Genomic DNA, 11,765 nt, shown 5'->3' on the forward strand with positions numbered 1-11,765 from the left:
CGCGGCGGCGGCCCCCGCCCCGGGGCGGGCCGGGGCCCCCGCCCCCCACCCCCCCCCCGCGGGCGGCGGCGGCGCCGGGCGCCGCTGCCGATGCTGTACCTGCTGTCGCCGGGGTCGGATGGCTGAGGTGCGGTGAGCGACGGTCCCCGGTGCGGTGAATGCCCGCCTCAGACGACTTCCTGGATGCGTCGCAACTCGATGATCTGGTCCCGCAGCAGGGCGGCCTTCTCGAACTCGAGCATCTTGGCCGCTTCCTTCATCTGCCGCTCCAGGTCCTTGATCATCCGCACCAGCTCGTCGGGCGGCAACTCGGCGATCGCCCCGGCCTTCGACTCGGCCCGGTAGGGGCTCGCCTCTTCGGCCACCGCGCGCACGCGGTCGGTCAGGTCACGGACCTCCTTGACGATGCCGCGCGGCTCGATGCCGTGCTCCTGATTGTAAGCGATCTGGATGGCACGGCGCCGGTAGGTCTCGTTGATCGCGGCTTCCATCGACCGGGTGACGGTGTCGGCATACATGATCACCGTCCCTTCGACGTGGCGGGCCGCCCGGCCGATCGTCTGGATGAGCGCGCTCTCGGAGCGCAGGTAGCCCTCCTTGTCGGCATCGAGGATGGCGACGAGCGACACCTCGGGCAGGTCCAGCCCTTCCCGCAACAGGTTGATCCCCACCACCACGTCGTAGACGCCGAGCCGCAGGTCGCGCAGGATCTCGATCCGCTCCAGCGTGTCGATTTCGCTGTGCAGGTAGTGGGTGCGGATGCCGATCTCCTTGAGGTAGTCGGCCAGATCCTCCGCCATCTTCTTGGTCAAGGTGGTGACCAGCGCCCGCTCCCCGCGGGCGACACGACGGTGGATCTCGTCGATCAGGTCGTCGATCTGGCCCTTGGTCGGCCGGACGCTGATCTCCGGATCCAGCAGTCCGGTCGGGCGGATCACCTGCTCGACGACCTGCTTGCTGTGCTGCAACTCGTACTCACCAGGCGTCGCCGAGACGTAGATTACCTGGTTGATGTGGTCCATGAACTCGTCGAAGGTGAGCGGCCGGTTGTCCCGCGCGGACGGCAGGCGGAAGCCGAACTCGACGAGGATGTCCTTGCGCGAGCGGTCGCCACCGTACATGCCCCGGACCTGCGGGATCGACATGTGGGACTCGTCGATGAACATCAGGTAGTCGTCCGGGAAGTAATCGAGCAGCGTCCAGGGCGGCTCACCCTCTTTGCGCCCGGAGAGGTGCCGGGAATAGTTCTCGATGCCGGAGCAGTATCCGGCCTCTTGCAGCATCTCCAGGTCGTACAGGGTGCGCTGCTTGAGGCGCGCCGCCTCCAGGATCTTCCCCTCCGCCTCCAGGTGCTTCAGCCACTCCTCCAGCTCCTCCTGGATGCTCTTGATGGCGCGCTGGAGCTTCTCCTGGCTGGTGACGAAGTGCTTGGCGGGGTAGATGTCGATCTCGTTGCGCTCGGCCAGAACCTCCCCGGTGAGCGGATCGATATCGACGATGCGCTCGATCTCGTCGCCCCAGAACTCGATCCGGACCGCGATCTCCTCGTAGGCGGGGAAGATGTCGAGCGTGTCGCCGCGGACGCGGAAGGTACCGCGCATCAAGGTCAGGTCGTTACGCTCGTACTGGATCTCGACCAGATGGCGCAGCACCTTGTCGCGCCGGACGGTGGCGCCCCGGCGCAGGGAGACGATCGTCTTCCCGTACTCTTCGGGGGAGCCGATGCCGTAGATGCAGGAGACGCTGGCGACGATGATGACGTCCCGGCGGGTCAGCAGCGCTCGCGTCGCGGCGTGCCGCAGTTTGTCGATCTCGTCGTTGATCTCCGCGTCCTTCTCGATGTAGGTGTCGGTGCGCGGGACGTAGGCCTCCGGCTGGTAGTAGTCGTAATAACTGACGAAGTACTCAACCGCGTTGTGCGGGAAGAACTCTTTGAACTCGCTGTAGAGCTGCGCGGCCAGAGTCTTGTTGGGCGCAAGCACCAGCGTGGGGCGCTGCACGGCCTGGATGACGTTGGCCATGGTGAACGTCTTGCCCGACCCGGTCACGCCGAGCAGGGTCTGCTGATCGTAGCCGCGCTGGAGCCCCTCGACCAGTTGGGCGATGGCTTTCGGCTGGTCGCCGGTCGGTCGGAGATCGGTGACTAGCTGGAATTCGGGCATGACATCTCCTCGCCCCGGTGTCGAACTGCCGGCGATCACGGCATCTCGAAGTATACCGAAGGCGGGGAGAGGACCGGGAGGCGGCGCGGGAGCCTAGCCGCGGCGCCACCAGTAGTCGCGCTCGGTAACAACGTCGACCAGGGAGGGCCGCCCGGCCGTGAAGGCGGCCGCGATGGTGCCGGTGAGGTCATCGGGCGACTCGACGCGGGCGTAGGCCAGCCCGTGGAGGGCCGCCAGCGCCTCCAGGTTCGGTGGCGGGTACGCGCTGCCGACTGCCGGGTATCCGGCGCGCTCCTGCACGCGCAGCAGGTCGAGATGCACACCCTGGTTGATGACGACGAGCGGAAGCGGCACCTGCATGCTGCGGACGTGGGCCAGCAGGGCCGAGCGAACCGTCAGCGGGGTGTCGGTTCCGAGCCAGATCACCGGTGCGCCGTCCCGGTGCAGCGCGGCCGCAAGGGCAAGCGCGAGCCCGGCGCCGGGCAACCCGAGACCGTTGCTCATGAGGAATGTGCGCGGTTGAGTGGTCGTCCAGAGCTGGGCGGCGACGAGCCCGACCAGGTCGGTCTCCACCGCGAGCGGCACGTCGGCGGAGGCCAACCGCCGCAACTCGGCGATGACGTGCTGCGGTGTCAGCGGGTGGGCGTCGGGGGCCGGGTGCCCGAGGGCGTCCTGAATGCCGCGCCGCACGGCGCTCGATCGCTGGTCGCCGTCCCCGTAGGCGCCCGCCTGGCGCGGGAGGTCGTTGGCGAGCGCGTTGAGCGGCCCCACCAAGGTGACCTCGGCGGGAAGACCGGGGTCCGGGCCGTTGGGGGTGAGGAGGATCGTCGGCACCGAGGTCCGCCACGGGCGGACGAAGTCGGCACTGGTGGCACCGAACGCGACGACGAGGTCGCTCTGTTCGATCAGTTCGACGATCGGGTAGTCGCCCAACGCGCCGTACACCCCGGCGAAGGCGGGGTCGGTCTCCGGCACTGCGCCTTTGGCCATCGGCGTGACGACCAGCGCAGCGCCCCACTGCTCGGCCAGCAGCCGTGCGGCCGTCTCGGCGCGTTCCTCGACCGCATCCGGCCCGACCAGGACGACGATACGTTGTGCGGCGGTGATCATGTCGGCCGCTCGGCGGCGGAGCGTCTCGTACTCCTCGCTAGGAGGCGGCGCGGGTGGGTGTGCCTGGCCGCGCACCGGTGCAGCCGGTCTGGTCAGCTCGTCGCTGTAGACCCGCAGGTGCACGACTCCGCGCGGCGGCGTGGTGGCCAGGTGCCAGGCCAAGGGGACCAGCTCTCGCGCGTTGTCGGCGCGCAGGCGGTAGGATCCTTTGCTCACGCTGGCGAAGAGTGCCCGCAGATCGAGCGTGCGCCGTGCGGCGATGCGGGTTTCGTCGCCATCGGGCTCGACGGTGATGGCGATGAGGGAGCGCCGCTCGATCTGTGCCTGGGCAGCAGCGGTGGCTACCGCGGCGGCGCTCGGGCCACTGCCGGTGACGATCACGCCGGTTCCGCCGTGGACGGCGCTCTCCGCCGCGGCGAGCATCGCGCCACCGGTGGCGTCGGGGGTGATGATGGTCGACACCCCCCGCAGCCGGCAGGCGTTGAGGATCGTGGCCACCTCGGGGTCGGGTACCACCGAGACGCGCTGGGTGCCGTTGCGCAGGAGATAGTCGGATAGGTAGAGCGCCGTGTCGATGGGAATCACCCCCGTCCGCAGAGCGTCAGGGTCGAAAGGTCCGCTTGCTCATGCGGGCGCTGCCGCTCGCGTCGCAGGAACCATTCCCGAACACGAGGAGGGGTCTGTGCCGTGCGTCCGGAACCGGCTCCGCGGCAATGCTACCACGGCACGGAACTGTTAGGGCAGGGCGTAGAATTCGGCCTCCTCGCCGCCCATGGCGATGACGTCGTAGATGTGGCGGGCCGCCCAACGCTGGCTGGCGAGCGGCAATCGGGCGACTGTTTCCTCCAGGTCACACCAGGCGTAGTCGCAGTACTCCTGGGAGAGCCGAGGCTGTGCGGTCGGCTCGACCTGCACGGCGAAGGCCGGCGCGAGGACCACGCTGTCGGTCTTGTGGTCGTAGAACTGATTGATGTAGTCGGCGGAGTAGAGCCTGGTCGGGATCAGGCCGGTGTGCTCCTGGACCTCGCGGCGGGCCGCGTCGACGGCGCTCTCACCCGGCTCGATCTTGCCGTGGACGGACTGCCAGGTGTCGCCGAGCACGAGGTCGGGGCGTCGGCGGACGACGAGGAACTGGGCACCATGCTTGGTCCGGCGAAAGATGTAGACGTCTACGATGTCGCTGACGATCCGCGGCATAGGTTTCCTCGAGTCGGGGCGCCGGTGGGCGCCCACGTGCCGACCGGCCAGCATGACGGTGCATCGACCGGCAGAATAGCACATCAACGAGGTGGACGCCACCGGTCCAATGCGCCAATTTTCGAGAGAGAAAAGACGCGCGGGCCGTGGACGGAGCGTCGACCGTCCCATGAGAGCGGCCCTCATGCCTGCCTCACGCTCAACGGTTGGGAGCAGGGAACGGCGCCCTGGGCCGGTCGCTAATCGCGATTCCGTAGTCGCCAGAGCTGGTAGCGGATCTCGCCCATGATGCCGGCCCGGCGGGGCGGCAGATCGATGTCCTTCCCGCGCCAGCGCTGGATGGGCGGCGGCGCGGGAGCGCGCCAGCGCAGCACGATCGGGGCGAAGAAGGCAAGGATGCTGGCGATGGCCAGGACCATGGCGAGGGTCGCCGACAGATCCCGCGCGACGATGGCGACCAGCGCCAGGCCGAAAGCGACGGCGATCCAGATCCAGTCGGGGGTTGCCACTCGCGGTCGTCGCGGGCCCGGCGGCCGGCGATTGAGTCCCCACCGCGGTCGCAGGCGCCGCCAGGTTGGCTCACGGTCTGCCTTGTCCAGGATCTGGATGATCTCTTCTTCGACCCGGGTGTAGCGCTTCTTTGCCATGATGACCCGTCACACCATCTGGAGCGAGGCTTTGGCCAACTCGCGCACCGCCTCGATGGTCCGGTCGATCTCCTCGGCGGTGGTGAAGAATCCCGGGCTGAACCGCACCGTGCCTCCCGGGAAGGCGCCCAACGCCTGGCACGCCTCCGGCGCGCAGTGCAGCCCAGTGCGGCAGGCGATCTGGAACGCGTCGTCGAGGGCCGCGCCGAAATCGGCCGGCTCCCAGCCGTCGACGGTGATTGAGACGACGGCCACGCGCCGTTCCGGGTCACTCGGCGACAGGACACGGACACCCGGAATCGCGCGCAGCCCCTCGATCAGCCGGGTAGTCATCTCACGCTCGTGGGCGCCGATCGCGGCGACGCCCGTCTCCGCGATGACGTCCAGCGCGGCGCCGAGCGCGGCGATGCCGACGGTGTTCACGGTCCCCGCCTCGTAACGCGCCGGGAGCGTGCGCGGCTGGAAGTCCTCTTCGGAATTGCCGCCGGTGCCGCCCTCGCGCACCGGGGTCAGATCGTCGATCTCAACACGTGGACCGAGGATCAGCCCGCCGGTCCCGGGCGGGCCCATCAGCCCCTTGTGGCCCGGGAAGGCGAGCAGGTCGGCGCCGATCTCGTCCAGGGTGAAGGGCAGTGTCCCGGCCGTCTGCGCGGCATCGACGAGCAGGAATGCGCCGTGATCCGCGAGCACCTCGGCGATCTCCGCGACCGGCTGAATGGCGCCGTTGACGTTCGAGGCGTGGGTGATCGCCACCAGACGGGTGTTGGGCTGGAGCGCGGCCCGCACCGCCTCGGGCGTGACGAAACCCTCGGCATCGGCAGGAACCTTGGTGGTGGAGACACCGATCACCTCGAGGGCGCGGATCGGTCGGCGCACCGAGTTGTGCTCCATCACCGTCGTCACGACGTGGTCGCCGGCCGACAGGATGCCCTTGATCGCCAGGTTCAGTGCGTCGGTGGCATTGGAGGCGAAGATCACCCGGCGCGGGTCGTCCACTCCGAACAGGCGCGCGAGCGCCGCACGGGTCCCTTCGACGGCGGCCGCCGCACGCACCGCCATCCGGTGGCCGGAACGGCCCGGATTGGCACCGGCCTCACGCAGGAATGACCCAAGCGTCTCGTAGACCGGCTCCGGCTTGGGCCAACTGGTGGCAGCGTTGTCGAGGTAGATCATCGCGTGCCTCACATACCGATGTAGCGGGCGTAGACGGAGCGCGCCTCCACGGGGTCGGTGGTGCCCTTGATGATCGCTCGGCCGTCAGGGAAGACGGTGAGGTCATACCCGTCGGTCCGGAAGCGCAGCAGGTACGCATTGTACCCCACCTCGCCCACCGGCTTGAGCCGCTCGGCCAGGCTCGCCAGCGTGATCCGTGCGGGCGGATGAACCAGCACCTGGACCGCGTCACGCCCGCAGAGCTGGGTCGTGTGGCTCGGCGCTTCGCGGTTGAGGAACTCGAACTGGCGCCGGCCGCAGCACGGGCACTCGGTGTTCGGCTCACCAAGCGGGATGCGGTCAAAGGTGAGATCCCAGATGTCGAGCGACAGCAACGTCCGGTTCAGGTTCTCGCGCGCGCCGGTGGCCAGCTTGAGTGCCTCGGCGGACTCGATCGCGGCCACGGCGGCCACTGCCGGGCCGAGGACACCCGCGGTGTCGCAGGTCGGTGCCTCGCCGGGCGGCGGCGGGTCGGGGAAGACGCAGCGCAGGCAGGGCGTCTCACCCGGCAGGATCGTCATCGACATGCCGTAGCTGCCGATGACCCCGCCGTAAATCCACGGGATACCCTGCTTCACGCAGGCATCGTTAAGCAGGTAGCGGATCTCGAAGTTGTCGGTGCCGTCGATGACGAAGTCGACGTCGCCGATTAGGCCTTCGATGTTGGTCTGGTTGACATCGACGGCGCGGGCGTCGATCTCGATTTCGGAGTTGATCGCGCTCAAGCGGCGGGCGGCGGCGATGGCCTTGGGCAGGCCGGCGTCGAGATCCGACTCGTCGAAGAGGATCTGCCGCTGTAGGTTGGTCAGCTCCGGCACGTCGCGGTCGACGATGCGGAGGAAGCCAACGCCGGCGCGGGCCAGGGTGTCGGCCACGTGGGTACCCAGTGCGCCGACGCCGACGATGCAGACGCGCGCCCGTTGGATGCACTGCTGGCCCTCAGGTCCGATCGGCGCAAAGATCGCCTGCCGCTGGTAGCGTGCGGGCGTGGAGCGTGTCTCGATCACGTGACCCATCCGTTCTGGTCAAGGGACGCGGGCGGGTGTGGTAAGGTTGCGTTGCTGATTCCGGGCGGCCGCCCGGCGCCAGCGTCGCGCGGCACGCGTCGGCTCAGTATCCCACTCCCGCATGCCCCGTGCCGTATCACACCGCGGCTCCGTACCCAGCCCCAGGCTGGGTTCGCTCTGCCTTGAAGGGTTCACCAACGGTGTATGTTATCCGCTTTACGATCAACGATGACTCCGGCGTCGTGAGCTTTGTCGGCCCGTGCCACGCGATCAAGATGATCGCCGCCGCGTGCAGCCGCCAGCCACGGAACCTGCATGAACTGCTCCACTACACCCGGCCGTACGACGCCGACTTCGTCGATAGCGTTCGCTCCGGCCTGGCCGTCTTCGACGAGCACAATACGCCGGAGCATCCCGAAGCGTTTCACCGGCTCATGGCCGAGCTGCCAACGTCGGAACTGCCACCGTTCCGGGTGCTCGACGCCGCGACCCGCAAGGCGAGCCTGGAACCGGCCGCAACGGGGCTCATCATTATCAACCTATCTCAGCGCCGGATTATTCAGGTGCAGAACAGCTACGCCGATGTGGAGCGGACCGGCCGCGGTCGGGTTCGCCGCGGCGGGCGGCCGACGTCGATGCTCTACCACTACAGCCTCCCGGCCGAGTGGCGCATCGTGCCCTAAGCCGCGCCGGGCGGCTACTCCCGCTCGGGTCGCACGCCGCGCTTGTCGCCGCCGCGCGGGTCCCGGCCGCCGCGCGGCTTGCGGCGGAACAGGCTGCCGAACAGCATCTGCTGCATCTGCTCGCCCATCGAGAAGGGCGTCAGTTCCTTGTCGGCGTCCTGCACCAGGCCTCCGCCGCGTCGCTCGGTGGTGACCCAGTCGGCCCGGGCATCGCGCGCCTCTTCGAAGACCGCGCGCAGTGTCTCCAATGTCTCCTCGTTGCCGGTGTTGATCAGGTCGCGCAGGTACTGAAGGTCGGCAATGGCGGCGTCGACCCAGCGCACGATGTTCTCGCGGTTGGTAGCGCAGATGTCCCGGTACATCTCCGGGCTGCCCGCCGCCAGGCGCGACACGTCGCGGAAGCCGCTGGACGAAAGCTGGCGGATGTCCCGCCACTGGGAATCCTTCCGCACGGTGCGCATGAGCGAGACGGAGAGCAGCATCGGGAGGTGGCTGATGGCGGCCACAAACCCATCGTGCTCGTGCGCGTCGACGAAGAGCGGCTCGGCCTCCAGCGCGGAGATCATGCCCAGGACGGTCTGAACGGCCTCTTCACTCGCGGTGACGGTGGGGCAGACCGCCCACGTTGCCTGCTTGAACAGGTCGGCCTCGGCGCCCTCCACGCTCTGGGTCTTCCCGGCCATCGGGTGCCCGCCGACGAAGTGGATCGTGGGCGGGAGGATCTCGGCTGCCCAGGAGAGAACGTCGGCCTTGGTGCTGCCTGTGTCGGTGACAACCACGCCGTCCCGGCCGTGCTCGGCAATCGACTGCAAGACCTCACGTACGGCCCCGACGGGCGTGGCGATGATGATGAAATCGGCGCTCTCGATCGCGTTGGGGAGGTTCCACTCCGTGCGGTCCACCGCGCCCAGCTTCTTGGCGTAGTTCTGCACGTCGAGGCTGACGTCGAAGCCGGAGATCTCAAGGACCGGCTCACGCCGGCCGTTATCCGTCGCCCAGCGCTTGAGCCCCAATCCAATGGATGCGCCGATCAGGCCGAGCCCGATGATCGAGACCCTCTGCATTGCTCACCCTTCGCGTGACAGCCGCGCGTGGTCGTGGGGAAAACCCCGACGTGAGTATATCAAACAGCGTGGATAAGACGACGCGGAACGACTCCCAGTCGTGGGCCGCGTGCTGCTTGTCTGCGTGACGTTGGTCGCCGCCGGGTGGATCCCGGTCAGGAACCACGTCATCGGAGTGGGAGCAGTCTTCTGGCGCCGGGCCGTGGTCTCGTGAACACCCGAGCCCGCCGAGCTACGGCTCGTAGGGTGTTACCAGGGTGGCGGCGATCCAACCCTCGGTGCCGTCTTCCAGGCGACAGCGCATCCAGGTGGTGTTGCCCGTCTGCTGCTCCTCGCCCAGGAACTGGAGGAGGGTACCCGGGGCGAGGGTACGGATCGGCGGTGAGATCGTGTTCGGTCCCGAGCGGAAGTTCACGTCGGTGTTGGCGCTCACCCGGTGTGTCGCCTGCCAGGTCGGCGTGGGCGTCGGTGGCTCGGGGGTTGGTTCAGGTGTCGGCGTCGCCTCAGGCGTGGCAGCCGCGGCCACCTCCGTCGGGGCCGGTGTCGCATCGGCGGCGCCGCTCGGGATGAAGTCGCTCAGGTAGGGGCCGAGCCGGACGTAGATCCAGATGAAGCCCGCGATGATGATGAGGATGCTGATTGCCATGCTCAGACCGATCAACATCCCCGACCGGCGCGAGCGTTGACGCAACCTCGAAGTCAGACTCGGCTCGACCATTGTCCCCCGCATCGCCTGACACACGCCGGCTCACCACGACGTGTGCATCCTGCCGGTATCCCGTTTCCGGGCGATTATACTACGCTGGGAACCGGCCGCCGCCGTGCTGCGGTCCGTCGGCGTTCAGTCCGGACGCTCCCAACGGGGCACACCGGGCGGCACGACCGGGCGGGATTGGTCGTCACAGGGACGGAGGGACGCGATGGCGCAGTTCAAGAACTTCATCGGTGGTAAGTGGGTGGACTCGCGCTCTGGTGAGGAATTCGAGCGCACCAACCCGGCCACCGGTGAGCTGATCGGCACGTTTCCCAAGAGCACCGAGGAGGACGTCCAGGCCGCGGTCGAAGCGGCGCGCGAGGCCTTCAAGCGCTGGCGGCTCTTCCCGGCGCCGAAGCGGGGTGAAATCCTCTACCGGGTCGGCCAGCTCCTGATCGAGCGCAAGGAGCAACTGGCTCGGGAGATGACCGAGGAGATGGGGAAGGTCCTCACCGAGGCGCGCGGAGACGTGCAGGAAGGCATCGACATGACCTTCTACATGGCGGGCGAAGGGCGCCGCCTGTGGGGTCAGACGACGCCGTCTGAGCTGCCCAACAAGTGGAACATGTCGGTGCGCAAGCCGCTGGGGGTAGTCGGCGTGATCACCCCGTGGAACTTCCCCCTGGCGATCCCGACCTGGAAGATCATGCCCGCCCTCGTCGCCGGGAACACCGTGGTGTTCAAACCCGCGAGCTATACCTCGCGCATGGCCGTGCGGCTGGTCGAGATCTTTCAGGAGGCCGGCCTGCCCGACGGCGTGATCAACCTGGTCATGGGCAGCGGCGAAACCGTCGGGAATGCCATCCTGCGCCATCCGGACGTCGCGCTCATCTCCTTCACCGGCTCGACCGACACCGGCACCCACGTTTCCGTCGAGGGCGCGCGCCTGGGCAAGCGGGTATCGCTGGAGCTGGGCGGTAAGAACGCTATCATCGTCACGGACGACGCCGACATCGACCTGGCGGTAGACGGGATCCTCTGGAGCGCCTTCGGCACCTCCGGCCAGCGCTGCACGGCGGCCAGCCGCGTCATCGCCCACCGCGCGATCCAGCAGGAACTGGTGGAGAAGCTGGCGGCGCGCGCCGGCGGGATGCGGCTCGGCTACGGCCTGGAGGAGACGACCGACGTCGGACCGCTGGTCAGCGCCTCGCAGTTGGAGCGGGTCCACTCCTATATCGCCGTTGGGCAGGACGAAGGCGCCGAGCTGGTGGTGGGCGGCAAGATCGCTCGCGACGGTGCGCTGGCCCGCGGCCACTTCCACGAGCCGACGATCTTCAACAACGTCAAGCCGACCATGCGCATCGCGCAGGAGGAGATCTTCGGCCCGGTGACGGCGATCATCCCGGTGGACAGCCTGGACGAGGCGATCGAGGTTGCCAACGGCGTGAAGTACGGGCTGTCGGCCGCGATCTACACCCGGGATGTGAACAAGGCCTTCCGGGCGATGCAGGACATCTTCACCGGCATCCTGTACGTCAACGCCGGGACGATCGGCGCGGAGATCCACCTGCCGTTCGGCGGCACCAAGGCGACCGGCAACGGCCACCGCGAGGCGGGCCAGGCCGCGCTGGATGTGTTCACCGAGTGGCAGAGCATCTACGTCGACTACAGCGGCCGCCTGCAGCGAGCGCAGATTGATACGTAGGGGGAGCGTACCCCTCACCCCCAACCCCTCTCCCACAAGGGGAGAGGGGGCTTTGTTTTGGATCTAGCTAGGTTGCCGGGGGGATGCTGGCAGCCGTGCCGTCGTAGCGGGCTGGGTCACGCGTTGACTCAGTTGCTGGTCGCTCCCGACCGAGGTGCCACACGAAGAAGGCGAGGGCCAGGATGATGCACCAGGCGAACGTGGATGGCCCCGGTTCGGTGGATATCGGCGGAGGGAAGAAGCTGGTTATCGGCGGAAGGAAGAGCATCAGCCCCGTCCCGACC

At 68.2% G+C, this 11,765-nt stretch carries 11 protein-coding genes; 2 read left to right on the forward strand and 9 right to left on the reverse strand.

Translation table 11 applies throughout. From position 1 onward, the window contains the following. Window positions 1-167: 167 nt before the first annotated feature. The 6 genes from uvrB to IRZ30_RS11705 all read right to left on the reverse strand — a co-directional run bounded on the left by uvrB (window position 168) and on the right by IRZ30_RS11705 (window position 7,335). Window positions 168-2,162 carry an excinuclease ABC subunit UvrB gene (gene uvrB / locus IRZ30_RS11680; RefSeq protein WP_294085316.1) on the reverse strand — a complete coding sequence of 665 codons (1,995 nt, stop codon included), beginning with the start codon at window positions 2,160-2,162 and terminating at the stop codon, window positions 168-170. Window positions 2,163-2,255: 93 nt separating this feature from the next. After that, window positions 2,256-3,857 carry a thiamine pyrophosphate-dependent enzyme gene (locus IRZ30_RS11685; RefSeq protein WP_294085318.1) on the reverse strand — a complete coding sequence of 534 codons (1,602 nt, stop codon included), beginning with the start codon at window positions 3,855-3,857 and terminating at the stop codon, window positions 2,256-2,258. Between the two features lie 150 nt (window positions 3,858-4,007). Then, window positions 4,008-4,469 carry an NUDIX domain-containing protein gene (locus IRZ30_RS11690; RefSeq protein ID WP_294085319.1) on the reverse strand — a complete coding sequence of 154 codons (462 nt, stop codon included), beginning with the start codon at window positions 4,467-4,469 and terminating at the stop codon, window positions 4,008-4,010. 239 nt (window positions 4,470-4,708) lie between these two features. Then, window positions 4,709-5,116, reverse strand: a complete 408-nt coding sequence (locus IRZ30_RS11695) for a hypothetical protein (protein ID WP_294085320.1) — start codon at window positions 5,114-5,116, stop codon at window positions 4,709-4,711. Between the two features lie 9 nt (window positions 5,117-5,125). Then, window positions 5,126-6,289: an aminotransferase class V-fold PLP-dependent enzyme gene (locus IRZ30_RS11700; RefSeq protein WP_294085321.1), complete on the reverse strand. Its 1,164-nt coding sequence runs from the start codon at window positions 6,287-6,289 to the stop codon at window positions 5,126-5,128. 8 nt (window positions 6,290-6,297) lie between these two features. After that, complete coding sequence (locus tag IRZ30_RS11705; protein WP_294085322.1) at window positions 6,298-7,335, reverse strand: ThiF family adenylyltransferase; 1,038 nt, start codon at window positions 7,333-7,335, stop codon at window positions 6,298-6,300. A 200-nt stretch (window positions 7,336-7,535) separates the two neighbouring features. Between IRZ30_RS11705 and IRZ30_RS11710 the strand changes: the two genes are divergently transcribed. Beyond that, entirely contained in the window at window positions 7,536-8,018 is a 483-nt protein-coding gene (locus tag IRZ30_RS11710; protein WP_294085323.1) for a hypothetical protein, read from the forward strand. A 14-nt stretch (window positions 8,019-8,032) separates the two neighbouring features. Here the strand turns inward: IRZ30_RS11710 and IRZ30_RS11715 are convergent, their stop codons facing one another. Both IRZ30_RS11715 and IRZ30_RS11720 read right to left on the reverse strand, forming a co-directional pair. Next, window positions 8,033-9,082, reverse strand: a complete 1,050-nt coding sequence (locus tag IRZ30_RS11715; RefSeq protein ID WP_294085324.1) for a prephenate dehydrogenase/arogenate dehydrogenase family protein — start codon at window positions 9,080-9,082, stop codon at window positions 8,033-8,035. Between the two features lie 232 nt (window positions 9,083-9,314). Next, on the reverse strand, window positions 9,315-9,728 hold the full coding sequence (locus IRZ30_RS11720; protein ID WP_294085325.1) for an SH3 domain-containing protein: 414 nt from the start codon (window positions 9,726-9,728) through the stop codon (window positions 9,315-9,317). Between the two features lie 274 nt (window positions 9,729-10,002). Between IRZ30_RS11720 and IRZ30_RS11725 the strand changes: the two genes are divergently transcribed. After that, window positions 10,003-11,481, forward strand: coding sequence for an aldehyde dehydrogenase family protein (locus tag IRZ30_RS11725; protein WP_294085327.1), 1,479 nt, complete (start codon window positions 10,003-10,005; stop codon window positions 11,479-11,481). 67 nt (window positions 11,482-11,548) lie between these two features. On the opposite strand, the gene IRZ30_RS11730 is transcribed toward IRZ30_RS11725, so the two are convergent. Then, a partial coding sequence (locus tag IRZ30_RS11730; RefSeq protein ID WP_294085329.1) for a hypothetical protein occupies window positions 11,549-11,765 on the reverse strand: 217 nt, incomplete at its 5' end.

Source organism: Sphaerobacter sp. (assembly GCF_019683595.1).
Taxonomy (GTDB): domain Bacteria; phylum Chloroflexota; class Chloroflexia; order Thermomicrobiales; family Thermomicrobiaceae; genus Sphaerobacter.